The sequence below is a fragment of the Thermodesulfobacteriota bacterium genome (assembly GCA_035325995.1).
Taxonomy (GTDB): domain Bacteria; phylum Desulfobacterota_D; class UBA1144; order Nemesobacterales; family UBA2774; genus JADLGH01.
This window is the reverse complement of record DAOKYU010000003.1, coordinates 264,674-283,956: the sequence shown is the minus strand read 5'-3', so window position 1 is coordinate 283,956 and position 19,283 is coordinate 264,674. Positions and strand designations below refer to the sequence as shown.

The following is a 19,283-nucleotide window of genomic DNA, read 5'->3' as shown; positions in this document are numbered from 1 at the left end:
GCGGCAAAGAAGGCAGCGAGAAGCACTGCTTTTGTTTAAGCTGCTGCAATCAAAGAACGAGCCTGTTCATTCCGCCCTCGGCCTGCTCTATCGTTAGAGAGTACTTTACGGTCTATCTGCCGGCGGCAGTCGAATTCCGTCATTCGGAAGAGTTCTATTCCAGTCTCCCCATCCGCTCCCCTCCCGCGATCTGACCGCGCTGCACGCGAGAAGTGCGGCGAGTATCCAGGCAGGGGAAAAAGGGGAAACCCTCTTTCCCGACACAGGGGCACAGTCAGTCCGGCTTCGGAAGCGGAATGGTGCGCCGGTACGCCCGTCTGCGTGCCGGCGCCCCCGGCGCCGAAGATAATCCCCCCGGTCCGTCTGTGCGAGCTTACGCAAAGATTCGATATTGGAGGTCATTATAAAATGCGAAAGAGTTATCTCGACAAGGGGATTATGCCTTTTAAATACGTGGTTTTGCCGATCCTGATGCTGGCGGCGTTTTCGATCGACGCATACGGGCAGAAGTGGAGCAGCGCAAGGCCGGACGGGCATGCACCGGTAGGCGTAATGGGAGACCACACGCACCACACGGGGAGATTCATGCTTTCTTACCGGTACATGTACATGAATATGGACGGCATAAGAACGGGGACAAATAATGTGAGCAGCCGGCAAGTCCTCGAAGACTACATGGTAGCGCCCATAGAAATGGACACGCAAATGCACATGTTCGGGTTGATGTATGCGGCCACTGATTATCTCTCCATCATGGGCATGGTGCCGTACATAAAAAAGTCCATGAACCACCTGACGAGGATGGGGGAGCGCTTTAAAACCGAATCCGAGGGCTTCGGCGACATCAAGCTGACGGGGCTCGTGAAGGTTTTCGACAATTACGACCAGCGAATACACCTGAGCGCGGGGATGAGCTTCCCGACGGGCTCGATCGACGAGAAAGACGATACGCCCATGGGCTCTCACCTGCTCGCCTACCCCATGCAACTGGGCTCGGGGACGTTCGACCTCCTGCCGGGGATTACGTACCTCGGGCAGCACGGTAACGTTTCATGGGGCGCGCAGGTCAGCGGGGTTATAAGACTCGGGGAGAACGACAGGGGCTACAGGCTCGGCAGCAGGCTCGACGCGACGACCTGGGGGGCTTACGACTGGTTTGATTGGGTGAGCATCTCGGCCAGGATGGACTGGCAGTCGTGGGGGAATATACACGGGGCCGACCCGGCTCTGGATCCCGCCATGATGCCCGGCGCCGATCCGGACAACCAGGGCGGCAACCGGCTCGACCTCCTCTTCGGGATGAATTTTTACGTACCAGAGGGCCCGAAGCTGATAAAAGGACAGAGGCTGGCCGTGGAGCTCGGGTTCCCGATCTATCAGGACCTGGACGGGCCGCAGCTCGAAACCGACTGGGTGCTCTGGCTCGGGTGGCAATACGGCTGGATGTTCTGACGGCAACGAAGAAGCACCGGCCGGTACGATTCGGGATTATCGAATTTACCGGCCGGATTCATACCTTCTTTTTCATCCCGGCAGTTATGGACTGGCGGGTGGTGAAGAAGTCTTTCCAGGGGTCCTCTTTCAGGCAGGAAAGCCTCTGCCGCAGGTTGAAGACGTTGTACTTATTCGGCGTGAGCTCGGGGGAGAGCTCGTCCCACGTTATAGGGGTGGAGACGGGAGCGCCTTTCCGCGCGCGCGTGGAATATGCGGCGACGGCGGTGGCGTCGCGGTTGTTGCGAAGGTAGTCGATGAATATCTTCCCCTTTCGCTTCGCCTTGCTCATCGTGGCGATATACTTTGCGGGTTCGAGCTCTACCATCTTATCCGCGATGGCCTTCGAGAACGATTTCATTTCGTCCCAGCCCGAGCGGCGCTGGAGCGGCACGACGACGTGAAGCCCCTTCCCTCCGGAGGTTTTGACGAAGCTCCGGAGCCCGAGCCCGTCGAGAATGTCCCTTATCTTAAACGCCGCCCCGACGACGTCCGCATAGGAGACCCCCTCGCCGGGGTCGAGGTCGAACACCATGCGGTCGGGCTTTTCGAGGTTGTCGGTGCGGCTCCCCCAGGGATGGATTTCGAGGACCCCTATCTGCACGAGGGAAATGAGTCCTTTTAAATCCTTTATGGCGATATAGGTCCTGTCGGCTTCCTTGCCCTCTATGAAGACGCCATGGATCGCCTCGGGAAGGCCCTCGCCGACGTTTTTCTGATAGAAGCACTGGCCCTGGCTACCGCCCGGGCAGCGGACTATAGTGAGGGGGCGGTTTACGACGTGGGGCAGTATCCAGTCGGCGATGTCGGCATAGAACTCTGCGAGCTCGGCCTTCGTGAGGCCCTGGTCAGGGTAGAGAACCCTGTCCGGATGAGTCAGGCGGATGCCTGCGACCGTATCGGCGGCCGCGTTTTTTTTATCGGTGCTATCTTTCACCATGGATTCCTCCCCCGAGCTTTGCTCACGTATTATTATTTCCCTTGCGGGTTTGTCTTCGCGAAGGCCCTTGAACGACGGATGGCGAAGGAGATTCTCGTCGGTCCATTCGGTGAACTCGACCTCGGCGACGAGCTCGGGGCGGACCCAGCGCACGCCGCGGGCGTCGGCCCCGGCGGGCGGATTAACGAACGGCGAATCCTTTTGCTGTATGGCGTCGAGATCCTTTCTTATGCTTTTTAGCGACTTCGAATCGAATCCGGTTCCGACGCCGCCCGAGTAGACGAGATCGCCGTCGTCGTAATAGCCGAGGAGGAGCGACCGGAATCCAGCGCGTGAGGCTTTCGTGCTGAGCTTATAGCCGCCGATTACGAACTCCTGGCGCTTGTGGCATTTGACCTTGAGCCAGTCGCGCGTGCGGCGCTGCGTGTAAGTCGAGGCGGCGCGCTTCGAGACGATGCCCTCGAGAGACATTTTGCAAGCGTCTTCGAATACCGCGGCCCCCTTGCCGAGGATGTGGTCGCTGTAGCGGATCATATCGGATTCGAGAAAGCCCAGAATCCTTTGGAGAAAGGTTTTACGATCGATGAGAGGGACGCGGGTCAGGCTGAAACCGTTACAGTAGAGGATGTCGAAGACGAAAAAGTGGAGAGCGTTTTTCCGGGAGCCCTTGAGCGCGTTCTGGAGCGCCTGAAAGTCGGAGATGCCGTCCTTGTCGAGAACTACTGCCTCGCCGTCCAAAACCGCCTCCTTTACGGGGAGGGCCTCGAGGGCGCCGGCGATGCCGCCGAATTTAGCCGTCCAGTCCTTGCCGTTACGGGTCAGTATCCTGACCTTGCCGCCGGCGAGTATCGCGATAAGACGGTATCCGTCGAACTTGACCTCGTGGAGCCAGTCGTCCCCGGAAGGGGGGCCGGCAACGAGGGTTGCGAGCTCGGGGCTAATCTCCTCCGGGGGCTTTGACTTCCGTGCTCCTGAGAGCGCGGCAGGGTCGGGCAAATCGCTGCCCGGGCCATGTCCGGCAGGCTTTACTTTTTTCCGTGACGCCCGGGCGCGTTTGGACCTATCGCTCTGCCAGACCTTTCCCCCGGCAGCCGCAATCTCTTTCATTGTGCGCCCGCTCGCGGCGCTCAGCGGATATTCGTCGATGACGCTTTTCCCGCCTCTCTCCGAATGGTCGTCCTTCATTTTAATGAGGAGCCAGTTGTTCCTGTCTTCGTCCGCGCGCCCGGCCATTCTGACGAGGGCCCATTCGCCCCCGAGCTTCTCACCGTGAAGGCGGAATTCGAGCCTGCCGTCGCGGAGGCCCTTTCGGGGGTCCTTTAAAGGCTCCCACGTGCCGCGGTCCCACAGCATCACCGTGCCCGCGCCGTAGTTCCCCTCGGGGATTGTACCCTCGAAGGAGCCGTAGCTTACAGGATGGTCCTCGACCTCGACGGCGAGCCGCTTGTCCGACGTGTCGAGGCTCGGTCCCCTGGGCACCGCCCAGCTCTTGAGGACGCCGTCCAGCTCAAGGCGAAAGTCGTAGTGAAGCCGGCTGGCGGCGTGCTTCTGGATTACGTAGAGATTTCCGGAACGGGACTTTTTCTTCCCGCCTTCGGGCTCGGGGGTGAGCTCGAAGCGCCGCTTCTTTTTATATTCGCTGAGTCCGCCGCCCATGGTGCGTCACCCGGTTTTCTTTCCGGCGCCGGAAGTCTTTTTCTTCCTGGAGGCCGTGGTTTTCGCACGGGACTTGCCACCGCCGCCCTTGCCCTCCACGCTTTTCTTAAGGAGCTCCATCATGTCTATGACCCTGGCGCCCTCCTCTTCGGGCTCCTCGTTTTCCGGCGGGACTTCGACTCCGCCAGACTTCGCCTTCTTTTGAATCCATTCCATGAGCTCGGCGCGGTATTCGTCCTGATATTTTTCGGGCTGCCATTTTACGGTCATGGCCTCGACGAGCTTTTCGGCGAGCTCGACCTCCTTCTTCGTGACTTTGAAGTCCGAGAGGCTCCCCTCGGGGAGCTCGAATTCTTCGGGCTTTCGGAGCTCCTGCTCGAAGCGGAGAAGCTCGAGGACCAGGACGTCGCCCATTACGAAGAGGGCCGAGAGGTATTCCCGCGTGTGTATCACCACCCTGGCAATGCCGACCTTGCCGCTGTTACCGAGGACCTCGCGGAGGAGGACGTAGCCCTTCCGGTTCTTCTTGTCGGGAACGACGAAATAAGGCTTGTCGAAATAGACGTAGTCTATCGAATCCTGCGCGACGAAATCTTCTATCTCTATAGTGCGGGTGGCCTCGACCGCGACTTTCTTGAATTCCTCCTCGTCGATGAGGACGTATTTGTCGTCGTCGTATTCGTAGCCTTTTACTATCTGGTCCCAGGGGACCTCTTCGCCCGTGACCTCGTTAATGCGCGAATAGCGTATCTTGGCCTTGTCGCGGCTGTCGAGGAGCTTGAAGTGGAGATCGAACCTCTTTTCGGCGGAATAAAGGGTTATGGGAATGCTTACAAGACCGAACGAGATGTGCCCTTTCCATATGGGACGCGCCATTTTGTATTCCCCCCGAAAGGCTTAAGAGCCTTCAGCCGGCCGGGGAAAGCTGTTCAGGTATGCCCCGGCCCTTTTTACTAATTCTACTGCATATGCCGCCGGAACATAGGCGAAATTAGAGGCCGGGCGCTCGAACACGCTATAGGGAAAAGAAGGATAGATGGGGACGCGGAGACGGGCTGCGTCCATTCGATAGAACCGAAAACGACTATAGAGCCCGCCGGACGCCGTGCTCGCCGTCAGCTTTCGAGGGCGGCGTCGAGGGTGATGTCCGCGTTAAGGAGCTTTGAGACCGGGCAGCCCTTCTTCGCGTTATCGGCGGCCTTCCGGAACGTATCGCCGTCGGCGCCGGGTATTTTCGCCCTGAGGTCGAGGTGCACCTTCGTGATGGCGAAACCTTGGTCGGTTTTTTCGAGCGTCACCTCGGCCGTCGTTTTAATGCTGTCGGCGGTGAGGTTGAAATTGGCGAGCTCCAGCGAGAGCGCCATGGAGAAGCAGCCCGCGTGGGCGGCCGCTATGAGCTCCTCAGGATTCGTGCCATTTCCGTCTTCAAAACGCGTCTTGAACGAATACTGCGTATCGGACAGGACGCCGCTTTCTGTCGATATCGTTCCCTCGCCGCCTTTTAAGTCTCCTTTCCATTCGGCGGATGCGCTTCTTTTCATGATCATCTCCTCCCGCCCGGAGCGTTCACCGGGCTTTATCAGGTTTATATCCTCTATTATACCAAGCGCGCGGATTAAAGCCCGGAAAATCCGGGCGACTCTCGATCCCGCGGGGGGGACACGGAGCATGCCGCCGACAGAGGCCGTTTGCATGCATGGGCCGCTTTACAAACCCGCCGGAACGGAGTATTATAATGAGTGAGTACTCACTCATCAAGGAGGCGTGCGTTGAAGAAGATAGGCAGGGAAAACGGGGATACGATTTTCGAGCCGGCGATGAGAACATTTTTCATGCTGGCGACCATTGCCGCCATATATTATCTGGTCCTCTGGACCGCGTATTATACGTTCAGGCTCAAGCTGAACTTCGTCAGCATGTCGCCGCTCATGTGGCACGCTCACGAGATGCTGTTCGGCTACTCGGCCGCCGTCATTGCCGGGTTCCTCCTGACCATCGAGAGATACTGGTCGGGGCTCGTGATAAACAAGAAATCGGCGCTCGTACTTCTTTTAAGCCTCTGGATACTGGCGAGGGTATTTTTGTCGCTTACTCTCGTGACGGATATTTCGTATAAGATAGGCGCAGTATTCGACTGCCTGTTCCTGATAGTGCTCACGTTCAGGGTGCTCTACCCCGTAATCAAAACGCAGAACCGGGAAAAATCCGCGCTCGCGGCGCACCTGGCTATCATAGCCGCGAGCAACGTGCTCTTTTATCTCGGTGTGGCCGGGGTGCTGCCGAACGGTCAGCGGTGGGGAATATATTCGGCGCTTTACATCGTTATATCGATCATAGTCCTCATGGGGAGGAGGATGATCCCGATATTCATACGGAACGGCCTTCAGTTTACGTTCGAGCCCAAGAACCGGAGGAGCATCGACATACTGAGCGTCGTCTTTTTCCTCCTGTTTTATTTCGTCGAGGTCTTTTTCGTGAACGCGAGGCTCGCGTCGATGACCGCAGGGGTGCTCGCCGTCATCTATTCAATAAGGCTCTACGGTTGGTATTCGAACGGCATCTGGGGAAAGCCGATGCTGTGGGTTCTTTTCGTGGCGTACTCGTGGATAGCCGTCGGGTTCGGGCTCAAGTTTCTTTCGCTTTACGTCGCGATTCCTCAGATGCCGGCCCTCCACAGCTTCGTTTACGGCGGCATCGGGATGATGACGATAGGCTTCATGTCCCGGGCGACTCTCGGGCACACGGGAAGGAACGTATTCGAGCCGCCGGGGATAGTATTCTGGATATTCTCCATACTGCTTCTGGGGGCTGTAGTGAGGGTGTTCTTCCCGATCGCCGACATGGGTCATTACATAATATGGATAGCCGCCGCGCAGGTGCTGTGGATACTGGCGTTTTCGATATTCGCGGTGGTGTTCGTACCGATGCTGTGGAATCCTCCGCTCGATAACGGGGCGGGCGTATCCCACGCGCACAGCAGGATGCGCCAGGAAATAGCCAGGACCTAGGGAAGCTTGTAGCGCTCGAGCGCCGCACGGTCCCACTTGGCGAGGTCGGCGGCGGCAGCGTAGGTGCTCTGGAGAAAGTCGAGAAGCGCTGCGTCAGGGTCGTCGGACGTCCTGACCTCGTCGTAGGGCAGCAGGAATTCGCCGAGGTCGTTACTGTAAAACGCCCCCTTCGGCTTTATTTTATAGTCCTTAAAGCCCTCGGGGGTCGGATAGGCGTAGGCGTAGTAAGTGGGATAATCGATCGCTCCGCCGCCGGGCCAGAAGCCGCAGCTCGAAACTTCGTGCGAGTAGGCCTCGCGCGCGACGACGTCGGGCATATTCGGAACGCCGCCCGGATGCGGCGGGGCGGTGCGCCCGGAAAAGCGCGTGACGGCGAGGTCGAAGCTCCCCCAGAAGAAGTGGACCGGGCTGCATTTCCCTATGAAATGCGCCCTGAATTCCTTGAATATGCGGTCTGATTGAACCAGCACGCGCCAGAAGCGGTTGGCGTAGTCGGCGTCGTAGGAGCCGTGCTGGTGATCCTCTTCGAAAGGTATGGGGTCCGGGATTTCGTTGGGCGTCGTGTGTATGGCGACGTCGATGCCGACGCTCTTCAGCGAGGACATCACCTGGCCGTAGAAATCGGCCACCGTACGGGGGCGGAGGTCGAGTAGGCGGACGTTGCCGTCGCTGGTTTCGATGACGAGCTTGTGGTCGATGAAGTCGAAATCTATCTGGAAGGTTTTGAGGCCGTAGGGAACGGGAGAGGTCGTGAGGCCGCGGGACGTGACGTAGAGGGTGACGTGCCAGGAATGATTGACCCACGGCGTTTGCTCGAGCCTGATCTTGCCGACGATCTGGGTCCACATGTGGAGAGTGGCGGCGGTGTCCTTCCATTCGCCCAGCGGAAGGGCGGGCCAGGGGTCGATATTACCAGGATATACCGGCGTCATGGGCTATCTCCTCCGAAACTGCGTTTAGCTATTCCAAATTATAGCACATATCCGAACGGCGGCGGGGCCGGGAAAGAACGGCTCTCGTTGCCTGCCGCGGGGCGCGGCTAATTGTCGAAGGGGGTTTTCTCTTTACCGAGGTCTCTCGTCGGAACCGTGACGATAGCGTTCCTTGCGTTTTCGAACTTGAGGAAGAGCTCTATACCGTCGATATCGGCAATGGAGGCTTTGAGACCTTCGAGCAATATGTATGGTCCGCCGGGTTTGAGCACGAGGCTCCCGCCGGCCGGAACGGTAAGGGAATCCGCTTCTACAACCTCACCTTTGCCGCCGCCGGCTTTCGGAGCGTAGAGCGCTACCTTATCCGCCATCACGCTCGATACCTTGACGAGCTTCGCATCGCTCTCGCCGGGATTGCCTATATTGAGATAAACGGGGATGGAGCTCGACCCGGAAGGGGCCTCACCTATACGCATATCCGACACGTAGACCTTGTTTTGAGCGTAAGAGAGGGGGGTCAGGATAAAGAGAAGGGCCAGGGCAAAAATATACTTTCTCATCTAATCTCCTTTTCGTACCGGGGCGAGGATATATAAATATTAGCACAACTATCGGGAAGGCATCGGGTGTTTATACGATAGCCGGATGAGGATGAAGCCGGCTATGGGGATGATTATGTCGGACGGGAGAACGAGGCCGACGTTGCCGAAGGAGTAATTATCCGCCGCTATCATCTCGTATACGTGTCCGCCGGCCGCGCCCAGCATAAATACCGCCGGGGGGATGAGGGCCGCGAAACGAAACGGCAGGCCGGCGCGGAAAGCGAGCATCCCCGCGATGCCCATGCCGAGGCTCGCGAAGCCGACTTCCCTTTGAAAGGGGCTGTCCGCCCAGCCGATGAACCGCGCAGTCATCTCTCCGAAGAAAACGTGAAAGACGAAATTTATAAGGTTGCTTACCCCTATGGCAAGGAGCATATACCACGAGAGGAACGATTCGACCTTGACGTTCGGAGTGCGGGGGCGGGGCCTCCGCGAGAGCGATATCCATCCCAAAAGGAGGCCGAGGACGAATGTCGTTAAGAAGTAGTTTCCAATGACAAAGGCTATCGTGTCTCTCATCGCTATTGTCGTGGCGACCGAATTTATATGATTATGATACGCGCATGCAGGACATTCAACAGCCCGCTCACGGTGTTTTGCGCCATTCGAGGAGCCTGTTGTTGACGGGCATCTCGTGGTCCTTTACGAGCGTGAATCCCGCGCGCTCGGCGAGGGCGTTAACCCATTCGAAGTCCTTTATTCCGCTTTCGGGATCCCTGCCCTTGAGCCACTCGTCGAATTTTGCGTTGCTCTCGCTCGTATAGTCCCCGCCGTAGTTGAAGGGGCCGTATATGCAGAGCGTGCCGCCCCCTCTCATGACGACCTCTATGCCGTCGAAAAGACATCCGACGCGGGACTCGCTCATGATGTGGAGTGTGTTCGCCGAGAAGACGCCGTCGGCCTTTTCGACCGGCCAGAGCGCGTCGGCGACGTTAAGGACTATGGGGTCTTTAAGGTTCGGTAGCCCGGCCTCGTCCACCCATAACTTGATGCCGGGGAGATTTTCGGGGAGGTCCGTGGGCTGCCAGACGAGGTGCGGGAGGTTCGCCGCGAAGAAGGCGGCGTGCTGACCTGTGCCGCTGCCGATTTCGAGGACGAAAGACGCGTCCTTGAACGCCTCTTTAAGGACGGCGAGTATCGGCTCTTTATTGTTTTCGCTCGACTGGCTGTACGGCTTTTCCACAATATCCCTCCCTTACTGGTTAAGTTTCTTTTCGCGTTTTATTTCTATCTCGCGCTTTGTGGAGCTGAGCTCGAATTTACGGAGCCTCTGGCTCGAAGGGGTTATCTCGACGAGCTCGTCCTCGGCCATGAACTCTATCGCCTGGTCGAGCGAGAGGGGCCTCGGGGGCCTGAGCACGACCGTGGTTTCGGCCGTCGAGCTCCGCATGTTGGTGAGCTTCTTTTCTTTGGTAATGTTGACGTTGAGGTCGCCGCTCCGGTTCCTTTCGCCGACTATCATGCCCTCGAAGACATCCGTCCCTACGTCTACGAAGAGCTCGCCCCTGTCGGCCATGGATAGGCAGGCGTAGGCCGTGACCTTCCCCGACCTGTCGGAAACGAGCGCGCCCGTAGACCGCTGGGGTATCGGCCCGTACCAGGGCTCGTAGCCCTCGAAGAGGGTGTTTATGACGCCCGAGCCCTTGGTAATTATCTGGAACTGGCTCCTGAACCCGATGAGGGCGCGGGAGGGGATGAGGAACTCTATATCCACCCTGCCGTTGCCGTTGTTGCGGAGGTTTTCCATGCGGCCTTTCCTGGACGATATGGCCTCCGTGACGGCGCCGACGTAGGCCTCGGGGACGTCGACGAATATGCGCTCTACGGGCTCGGTGACCTTGCCGTTTTCCTGGCGTGTGAGGACCCTCGGTTTTGACACCATGAACTCGTAGCCCTCGCGGCGCATCATTTCGATGAGGACAACCATCTGGAGCTCGCCGCGGCCGGAGACTTCGTAGGCGTCGGCCCTGTCCGTCTCCTTTACGTCTATGGCGACGTTGCCGAGCTTTTCACGGAGGAGCCTGTCGCGTATGTGGCGGGAGGTGAGGAACTTCCCCTCCTTTCCGGCGAAGGGGCCGTTGTTGACGTAGAAGATCATCGAGATCGTGGGCTCGTCTACCTTTATGCGTTCGAGCGGGACGGGGTTTTCGAGGTCTGAGACGGTGTCTCCTATCTTGACCTTGTCTTCGCCGGCTATGGCGGCGATGTCGCCGGCCTCGAGTTTATCGACCTGGGTTTTCCGGAGGCCGTCGAACGTGTATAGCACCGAGATCTTTACGGGCGTATTCGCGCCGGCCTCGCCGCAGAGGGCGTAGGAGCGGTTGGCTTCGAGGACGCCGTTCGTGAGGCGGCCTATGGCTATCCTGCCGACGTAGTTGTCGTAGTCGAGGTTGGTGATGAGGAACTGGGTTACGCCGCCGTCGCCGACTTCGGGCCCCGGTATAGAGGATATTATCGTCTCGAAAAGCGGGACGAGGTTGTTCGAGGATTCGGCGAGGCTCATCTGGGCCTTGCCGGCCTTGCCGTTCGTGTATACGATGGGGAATTCTATCTGCTCCTCGTTGGCGTCGAGCTCTATGAAGAGGTCGTAGACTTCGTTTATGACCTCTTCGGGACGCGCGTCGCTCCTGTCTATCTTGTTTATGACGAGGATTATCGGGAGCTCTTTCTGGAGCGCCTTCTTTACGACGAAGCGCGTCTGCGGAAGGGGGCCCTCGCTCGCATCCACCAGGAGCACCGCACCGTCCACCATGTTGAGGCTCCGCTCGACCTCTCCGCCGAAATCGGCGTGCCCCGGGGTATCCACGATGTTGATCTTGATGCCTTTATAATGGACCGCTGTATTCTTCGCCATTATCGTGATCCCGCGCTCCCTTTCGAGGTCCATCGAGTCCATGACCCTTTCCTCGACCACCTGGTGCTCGCGGAACACCCCCCCTTGCCTCAGCATGGCGTCGACGAGTGTGGTCTTCCCGTGATCGACGTGAGCGATAATCGCAATGTTACGTATGTCGTCTCTTCTCATATAACTCCTTTGAAATCGGATAAACCGGACGACTTGTTCCCCGGCAGACATTAAATATACACTACCGGTCAACGGGCAACAGAAGGGCCACGCAGATTCGCGCCGCGGGGCCCGGCGGGCGGTCATGGGGGTTCGGAATACTTTTATTTCGGAGACTTTATATTTAGCCAAAAGTCTTAAAAGATATACGGACTAAAGTCCGATTGTAAGAACAGTTTTTTTAGTATATTTTGTTAATTATGAAGAATGGGGGATATACGAAAAATGAGCTCAATCTCGGGGAGATAGCCGAGGGAAAGGGGGATACGATAAGGGTACTCAGGCGCTCGACCAGGGTTCCCTATTACAAGAAACTGAAGTACGGGCTCCTCGGCGGCCGCGCTACGGACGAGGGGGACAACCTGAAGTTCACCGGGTTTACGTTCAACCTGTCGGAGCATGGCGTAGGGCTCGAAGGAAGCAAGGGATTCCCCCCTAATTTCAGGATCCGCGCCGCATTGTTCACGGGCGAAGATACCGTCAAATTCGAAGGAACGATAAGGTGGCTCTACCACACGCACTCGGAGAAATGGTTCATGGGGATAGAAATCACGAGCCATACCGATGAATTAAAAAAGATATACGCCCTACTTTTCAAGACCCGGGGTGCGGGCCTCTAGATACAGGGAAGTAACGGGGCTTTCTTTCGGGCGTCCGCCCGGATCCCCCGCTTTAATTCACGCTCTTGTTAATCTCTTCGAGCTTTAGTTTCAGCTCTTGTATGCGCGACCGCGAGGCCGTGAGCTTCTCTCTTTCCATCTTGTAGAAATTCTTGAGCGGCATCAGGGAATCCATTGCCTGAAGCCGTATGCCGTCGAAATCCCTTTCGAGCTGGGAGCGGATCGAGGATATCATTTCTTCTATGAGTGCGTCTACCTTCTGGCTGAATTCCTTCATGGCGTCCCGGCGTTTTTTGGGGAGTATCATGAACGCCGTGGCCACGACGGCTATGGTGGCGAGGATGCCGGTTATGTCGACGAGGAGCGAGGAGAACGCCGTGACGACGGCAGCGCCGAGGGCTAGCCCGCCCACCTGGACCCCGAGGACGGAGGCGACGGCGGCGCGCGCGGAATCGACGAGATTCCCGCCGAGCGCCCCGGGATCTATCGCCCTTCTCTTGGTTTCGAGCTCGGAGCGGACTGTGTCGAGAAGACGCGTCCTGTCGTACATGAAGCCCGTCGTGCCGGAGGATGAGTCGGGCCTTATGGACCTGTTGTAAAAATCGACGGTCGAATCGAGAAGGCCCCTCGCGGATTTTTCGGTCCAGACGACCATCGCGTCGAGGTCCTTTTCGAGCTCGTTCACCGTCTGGCGCGAGACCTTGTATTCGAACTCCTTCGCTATCTTCTGCTTGCTTATGAGCTTGGGGATGTTACCGAACCTCATGAATTCGTCTATGAATTCTATGCCGCGCGTTTTGAATTCGAGGAGCCTGCTCCTTATCCTCTCGGTGAACTGCGCGGAGTTTTGAAGCATCTCGGATTCGAGCGATTCGAGCTTCCTTTCGAAATCGCCGAGCTTCTCGACGTCGTCGGCCATTTTTTTCATGTCCTCGTCGAGGGCCCTTTCGGCCTCTGCAGCGAGGCTGAGAGCGATGTTCGTCGTGCTCCGTATCTTCATCTTGACGCGTTCTTCTTCGCTGAGTGTGCGGAAGATGTATTCTTCGAGCTGCCCGAAGCCGCTCTTTTCGGCGAGCGCGGCGTCGCCCGAGAGCCTTGCCTCCCCCGCGAGGCGGGCGGAGACGGGGATTATGTGGGGCTTTATGCCGAAGGCCCTTTCGAGCTCGCGTGAAGTGTGCCGGAGAAGCTTCTCCAGCTCGTCGTCGTCCCTGGCTATGTCTATTTTATTAAGGAGAAAGACTATGTTCTTGAGCCATTCGTCCTTTACGAACTGGATCAGCTTCGCCTCGCTGCCCGTTACGGCGCGCTCGGCCCCGATGACGAAAAAGACTATGTCCGCTTTCGGGATGAACTCGCGCGTGATCTTTTCGTGCTGCTCTATCGTGACGTTCGTCCCGGGGGTATCGACTATGAAGATGCCCTTCAGCCTGTCCTGGGGAACGGAGATGTAGCGCATACCGTTTTCGATGCTGACGCCGCCAGTGTCGTCGTGCCGTATTATGGTGATTTCGTCCGTCGTCGGCGTTATGCCCTCGGGAAGCACGTCCTCGCCGAGGAGGGAATTTATTACCGAGGATTTACCCGTGCTGAATTCGCCGATGAAAACGAGGGAAAAGAGGTTGTCGAGGCTTTCTTCCACGGACCGGAGCCTTTCGGTGAGCTCTTTGCCCGAGACTTCGCTTATCTCACCGAGGAGGGATTTGAGAAGGAGCTTCTCTTCGAGGATTATTTTCGAGTATTTGTCGTCGAGTATCTGCATGTCGAAAAGTACCTCAATTATAACCAAGAAAAGGCCGGGTGAGTATCCGCAGGGCACGGCGCCCGGAAGCGGCTGCCCGGCCGGAATAATCGTTTGGTAAACGGGGTGCCGGTATGTAAACTCAACTATAAACCGAATATACGAGCGGCCGGCAGCCGGCCGGGGGCCCGAAACAGCGGCCTTCCCGAATATCCCCGGCGCCGCGGCCGTGATCCAGGCCGCCGTTCGCATATAACCCACCCATATGACAGAGCTCAACAGACTTGCAAACGAAAAGAGTCCCTACCTGCTGCAGCATGCCGGAAACCCCGTGGACTGGTATCCGTGGGGAGATGAGGCGTTCGAGAAGGCGGCCAGGGAAGACAAACCGATACTGCTTTCTATCGGGTATTCGACGTGCCACTGGTGCCACGTGATGGAGCACGAGTCGTTCGAGGACCCGGAGGTCGCGCGGCTGATGAACGAGGCGTTCGTGTCCATAAAGGTCGATCGCGAGGAGAGGCCCGACATAGACGCCATATACATGACGGTGTGCCAGATCCTTTCGAAGGGCGGGTGCGGATGGCCCTTGAATATCGTGATGACGCCCGACAGGAAGCCCTTTTTCGCGGCCACGTATATCCCGAGGGAGGCCCGGTTCGGAAGGGCGGGCATGGTGGACCTCGTGCCGAAGATAAAAGAGATATGGGACACGCAGAGGGACGAGGTGGTAAGGTCGGCGGAGAGCATAACGGCGGCCATGAGAAAGGCGGCCGACGCGCCGGCCGCTGCCGGGGGAGCCCCGGGGATGAGCGCGCTCAAGACGGGCTATAATCAGCTCCTCGGGAGATTCGACGAGATAAACGGCGGGTTCGGCACGGCGCCGAAGTTCCCGACGCCGCACAACCTCGTGTTCCTTTTGAGGTACTGGAAACGGACGGGGGACGAAGAGGCGCTCCGGATGGTGGAGAAGACGCTCGCCGAAATGCGGCTCGGCGGTATATACGACCACGTCGGGTTCGGGTTTCACAGGTATTCGACGGACGCCGAGTGGCTCCTGCCGCACTTCGAGAAGATGCTCTACGACCAGGCGCTACTGGTCATGGCGTATACCGAGGCGTACCAGGCGACGGGGAAGGAAGGCTACAAGAAAACAGCGGAGGAAATAATCACTTATGTCCTCAGGGACATGACTTCGTCCGAGGGCGGATTTTATTCGGCGGAGGACGCGGACAGCGAAGGGGTCGAGGGGAAGTTTTACGTATGGACGACGGAGGAGCTGGAAGCCGTCCTCGGGAAAGAGGACGGCGGGCTCATCGCACGGCTGTACAACGCACGCCCCGGAGGGAACTACAGCGAGGAGGCGTCGGGCGAGAGCTCGGGCGGGAACATATTGTATTTGAGGGCCCCGCTCGAAGAGCTGGCGACGTCGTTCGGAGAGGACGCGGGCGCGGTTTTGGAGAGGGTCGAGAGTGCACGGCAGAAACTGTTCGAGGCCCGCGAGAGGCGCATACACCCGTACAAGGACGACAAGATCCTGACGGACTGGAACGGGCTCATGATCGCGGCGCTGTCGAAGGCGGCTTCGGCGTTCGGGGAGCCCCCGTATGCAGACGCCGCGAAAAAGGCGGCGGATTTCATACTGACCGCCATGCGCGGCGAAGACGGGAGACTGCTTCACCGCTACAGGACGGACGAGGCCGGCATAGCGGCGCACGCCGACGACTACGCATTCTTGATATGGGGGCTGTTGGAGCTTTACGAGGCCGCGTTCGACGCGGAATATCTAAGAACGGCCATAGCACTCCAGGAGGATATGAACGAGCACTATCTCGATACGGAAAGGGGAGGATATTATTTCACCGCGAACGACGCCGAGGAGATGATAATAAGGCACAAGGAGGTTTACGACGGCGCGGTGCCGTCGGCGAACTCCGCCGCGCTTTTAAATCTCCTCAGGATAGGGAGGATAACCGGGGACTCTTCCTACGAAGAGACGGCGGGGAATCTCGGAAAGGCGTTTTCGGCAGCGGTGGAGCAGGCCCCGAGCGCATACACGCAGCTTTTGTCGGGTCTCGATTTCGGCGTAGGGCCTTCGTACGAGGTCGTGATCTCGGGCGAGCGCGGAAGAGAGGACACGGAGAGGATGCTGGAGGCGCTCCGCGGACTTTACGCGCCGAACAAGGTTGTGCTCTTGAGGGAGCCCGGCCCGGGCATCCGGGACATTGCGCCGTTTACGAAAGAGCAGGACATGATAGACGGGAAGGCGGCGGCGTACGTGTGCATGAATTACGAATGCGAGCTGCCCGTAACCGAGCCTGAGAAAATCCGCGGGCTTCTGTCGAAATAGATAATTCGCGAGCGAGGATTCGAGAGATAAAAACGGCTGCATTTTCCAAATCGCAGGCGGCGGTTTCGCCGAAAAAATGTATGTTGCTTTTCGTCGTCCGGACCTTATACTTCATCAACCTTAAAGTTTCCCCGAAGGTATTGAAGTGGAGAAAAAAGTCTGTGTTATAGTATTAATTTAGATTGCCGGGCGGGAGACGACGGCGTGGAGGAAAGTCGTATGAACAAGAGAGGGAAGAAGAAGATAAAGGACCTCGTCGATATGCTCGAAGACCCGGAAAACTCGGGCTACATCGGCGGAGATTACGAGGACATGATGGAGCTATTGGAGCAGGAGCTGGCCGAATCCGAGGAAGACGAAGATCAGGAAGAAAACGACTGATCGGGCGTTTCTCTTTCCATATCACCCCGTTTTAAATAAACCATAAGAACAGAAATCGCGGCGGGCGTTATGCCCGAAATCCTGCTCGCCTGACCGAGTGAGCCGGGACGAACCCGGGAGAGTTTCTGCACTATTTCTTTCGAGAGCCCCGGGATGTCGTCGTACGAGAAGTCTTCGGGTATGCCGAGGTTTTCGACCTTCCTGAACTTTTCGATCTGCTCGATCTGGCGTTTGATATAGCCCTCGTATTTGACTTCCATCTCGATCTGCGTGAGGACGTCTTCCGAAAGCCGGGGGGCGGATTCGCCTCCGGGAAGGAGGGAGAGGACCGAGTAGGAAATCTCGGGGCGGCGGAGTATCTCCTTTAAGGACTGCGGCTTTTTTATGGTGGAGGAGCCGAGCGAAAGGAGTATTTCGTTCGCGCGCGCGTCGGGCGTTATCTTTACGCTTTCGAGCCTCAGGAGCTCTTCTTCTGCCGCTGTCTTTTTGGCCCTCACTTTTTCGTAGCGCTCTCCGGAGAGAAGGCCGATGGCGTATCCCTTTTCGGAAAGCCTCATGTCGGCGTTGTCTTCCCGGAGTAGGAGCCTGTATTCGGCCCTCGACGTGAACATCCTGTAGGGCTCGTCGACGCCCTTCGTGACGAGGTCGTCGATGAGGATGCCGAGGTAGGCCTCGGAGCGGTCGAGGACGAACGGCGGTTCGCCCTTCACGCGTAGAGCGGCGTTGATTCCCGCCATGAGCCCCTGGCTCGCGGCCTCTTCGTAGCCTGTCGTACCGTTTATCTGACCCGCGAAGTAGAGGTTGTCTACCAGCTTCGTTTCGAGCGTGGGCTTAAGCTGCGTCGGATCGACGTAGTCGTATTCTACCGCGTAGCCCGGCCTCATTATCTCGACGCCGGAAAGCCCGTCTATAGTCCTTACCAGCTCGTACTGGACTTCGAGCGGGAGGCTCGTCGATATGCCGTTGGGATATATTTCGTACGTCGTTAGTCCCTCGGGCTCGAGGAATATCTGGTGCCTTTCCTTGTCGCGGAACTTGACGACCTTGTCTTCGATAGAAGGGCAATAGCGGGGACCGACCCCTTTTATCTCGCCCGAGTAGAGAGGGGATTTGTGGAGGTTGTCGGTTATGACCCTGTGCGTTTTTTCGTTTGTGTACGTGATGTAGCAGGGGAGCTGCCCGCGCTCGATAGAGCCCGTCCAGAAGGAAAAGGGCTTCGGGTTCTCGTCGCCGGGCTGGGGCTCGAGGGCGCTCCAGTCTATCGTCCTGCCGTCGAACCTCGGCGGGGTGCCGGTTTTGAGACGGCCCATTTTGAATCCGAGGCTGCCGAAGGAGTCGGATATGCCGACCGCCGCGGCCTCGCCGGCCCTGCCCGAGGAGATTTTCGTCTGCCCGATGTGTATGAGTCCGTTCGGGAACGTGCCGGGGGTAACAACTACGGCGCCGGAATAGAAATGCTCGCCGAGTGTCGTCTTCACGCCGCATACCGCGCCGCCCTTCACCAAAAGGCCCTCGGCCATGCGCTGCTTTATGTCGAGGTTCCTCTGCGCTTCGAGGGTTGATTTCATGTACGCCCTGTAGAGCTGCCTGTCGGCCTGTATGCGGGTAGCCTGAACGGCGGCCCCCTTACGGGTGTTGAGCCTTCGGAACTGGATCGCCGAATGGTCGGCGGCAAGCGCCATCTCGCCGCCGAGGGCATCGATCTCCTTTACGAGGTGCCCCTTGCCCACCCCGCCGACGGAGGGGTTGCACGACATGAGGCCTATAGTGTCTATATTGGCCGTGAGGACGAGCGTCCTGCGGCCCATACGGGCGCACGCGAGCGCAGCCTCGCAGCCGGCGTGACCTGCGCCGATGACAATGACGTCGTAATTACGCGGATATTCGATGCTCAATTCCCGGCTCCCAAGAAAAAGAAGAAGTGTAAATAGTGAGCGGGCGGGCGTCAATCGGGGGGAAGAAGGTGAGAGAGAAAGACGGGATTGCCGCGGTCGCATAAAGCGCTCCCTCGCAATGACGGGATGAGTAGAGTAACAGAGGAGATTCTGAATCGAGCTCCCGGCTTCGCTTCGGGACTCCGCTTCGGACTTCGCTAAAACTCCGACCGATAAAAAGGCTCCGACCGACGAGAAAGTTATGCCGGACAAGATACCGAGCAGGCAGAATGACAGCTCTTCAGGGAACCTCCATCCCGACCTCCCCCCCCTTGAAGGGGGAAGGAAGAGAATGAATCAACGGACGCGCGGAGAGAAATAAAGCTAACGACGCTGCTATGTCGAGTTCCTGCACGCGTGGCGTGCACGTAGTGTCTTTTTAGACGTAGCGTGTTCGGAGACCACAGGGTAATGGCCGCGCGAAGGTGAATAAAAGCGAAGACGCCGCTATGTCGAGTTCCTGCACGCGTGGCGTGCACGTAGTGTGCTTTATGACGAAGCAAGGCCGGGGATTGACGCAAGTACGCGCGGAGGATTATATGAGCGCTTTCCTTGCTACGTCGTTTG

Annotated in this window: 15 protein-coding genes; 5 read left to right on the top strand and 10 right to left on the bottom strand. The window is 57.9% G+C overall.

The window, feature by feature from the left end; all coding sequences use genetic code 11:
* Positions 1 to 408: 408 nt before the first annotated feature.
* Positions 409 to 1,452 (top strand): transporter, encoded by a 1,044-nt coding sequence (locus PKC29_06150; protein HML94993.1) that lies wholly within the window; start codon positions 409 to 411, stop codon positions 1,450 to 1,452.
* 58 nt (positions 1,453 to 1,510) lie between these two features.
* Here the strand turns inward: PKC29_06150 and ligD are convergent, their stop codons facing one another.
* From ligD to PKC29_06135, 3 genes are all read right to left on the bottom strand, one after another.
* Positions 1,511 to 4,087 (bottom strand): DNA ligase D, encoded by a 2,577-nt coding sequence (ligD, locus tag PKC29_06145; GenBank protein HML94992.1) that lies wholly within the window; start codon positions 4,085 to 4,087, stop codon positions 1,511 to 1,513.
* Between the two features lie 6 nt (positions 4,088 to 4,093).
* Positions 4,094 to 4,963, bottom strand: coding sequence for a Ku protein (locus PKC29_06140; protein HML94991.1), 870 nt, complete (start codon positions 4,961 to 4,963; stop codon positions 4,094 to 4,096).
* A gap of 239 nt (positions 4,964 to 5,202) precedes the next feature.
* The gene (locus PKC29_06135) at positions 5,203 to 5,628 is read right to left on the bottom strand and encodes an OsmC family protein (GenBank protein ID HML94990.1); all 426 of its coding nucleotides are present in this window, start codon (positions 5,626 to 5,628) and stop codon (positions 5,203 to 5,205) included.
* A gap of 228 nt (positions 5,629 to 5,856) precedes the next feature.
* Here PKC29_06135 and PKC29_06130 point away from each other — a divergent pair, with 228 nt between their 5' ends.
* Positions 5,857 to 7,095 (top strand): NnrS family protein, encoded by a 1,239-nt coding sequence (locus PKC29_06130; GenBank protein ID HML94989.1) that lies wholly within the window; start codon positions 5,857 to 5,859, stop codon positions 7,093 to 7,095.
* Here PKC29_06130 and PKC29_06125 read toward each other — a convergent pair.
* The 5 genes from PKC29_06125 to typA all read right to left on the bottom strand — a co-directional run bounded on the left by PKC29_06125 (position 7,092) and on the right by typA (position 11,654).
* Positions 7,092 to 8,027 (bottom strand): DUF5996 family protein, encoded by a 936-nt coding sequence (locus tag PKC29_06125; GenBank protein HML94988.1) that lies wholly within the window; start codon positions 8,025 to 8,027, stop codon positions 7,092 to 7,094. The genes PKC29_06130 and PKC29_06125 overlap by 4 nt on opposite strands.
* Positions 8,028 to 8,134: 107 nt before the next feature.
* A complete protein-coding gene (locus PKC29_06120; GenBank protein ID HML94987.1) occupies positions 8,135 to 8,587 on the bottom strand; it encodes a copper chaperone PCu(A)C in 453 nt (150 codons plus the stop codon).
* 48 nt (positions 8,588 to 8,635) lie between these two features.
* Positions 8,636 to 9,148, bottom strand: coding sequence for a hypothetical protein (locus tag PKC29_06115; GenBank protein ID HML94986.1), 513 nt, complete (start codon positions 9,146 to 9,148; stop codon positions 8,636 to 8,638).
* A gap of 67 nt (positions 9,149 to 9,215) precedes the next feature.
* Complete coding sequence (locus PKC29_06110; GenBank protein ID HML94985.1) at positions 9,216 to 9,815, bottom strand: DUF938 domain-containing protein; 600 nt, start codon at positions 9,813 to 9,815, stop codon at positions 9,216 to 9,218.
* A 9-nt stretch (positions 9,816 to 9,824) separates the two neighbouring features.
* Positions 9,825 to 11,654 (bottom strand): translational GTPase TypA, encoded by a 1,830-nt coding sequence (gene typA, locus PKC29_06105; protein HML94984.1) that lies wholly within the window; start codon positions 11,652 to 11,654, stop codon positions 9,825 to 9,827.
* A gap of 239 nt (positions 11,655 to 11,893) precedes the next feature.
* Between typA and PKC29_06100 the strand changes: the two genes are divergently transcribed.
* Positions 11,894 to 12,313, top strand: coding sequence for a PilZ domain-containing protein (locus PKC29_06100; protein ID HML94983.1), 420 nt, complete (start codon positions 11,894 to 11,896; stop codon positions 12,311 to 12,313).
* 52 nt (positions 12,314 to 12,365) lie between these two features.
* Here the strand turns inward: PKC29_06100 and PKC29_06095 are convergent, their stop codons facing one another.
* Positions 12,366 to 14,072: a dynamin family protein gene (locus PKC29_06095; protein ID HML94982.1), complete on the bottom strand. Its 1,707-nt coding sequence runs from the start codon at positions 14,070 to 14,072 to the stop codon at positions 12,366 to 12,368.
* A 244-nt stretch (positions 14,073 to 14,316) separates the two neighbouring features.
* Here PKC29_06095 and PKC29_06090 point away from each other — a divergent pair, with 244 nt between their 5' ends.
* On the top strand, positions 14,317 to 16,401 hold the full coding sequence (locus PKC29_06090) for a thioredoxin domain-containing protein (protein HML94981.1): 2,085 nt from the start codon (positions 14,317 to 14,319) through the stop codon (positions 16,399 to 16,401).
* A gap of 219 nt (positions 16,402 to 16,620) precedes the next feature.
* Positions 16,621 to 16,782 carry a hypothetical protein gene (locus PKC29_06085; GenBank protein HML94980.1) on the top strand — a complete coding sequence of 54 codons (162 nt, stop codon included), beginning with the start codon at positions 16,621 to 16,623 and terminating at the stop codon, positions 16,780 to 16,782.
* Here PKC29_06085 and mnmG read toward each other — a convergent pair.
* Entirely contained in the window at positions 16,764 to 18,671 is a 1,908-nt protein-coding gene (gene mnmG, locus PKC29_06080; protein ID HML94979.1) for a tRNA uridine-5-carboxymethylaminomethyl(34) synthesis enzyme MnmG, read from the bottom strand. The two genes, PKC29_06085 and mnmG, sit on opposite strands and share 19 nt — an antisense overlap.
* Positions 18,672 to 19,283 lie beyond the last annotated feature (612 nt).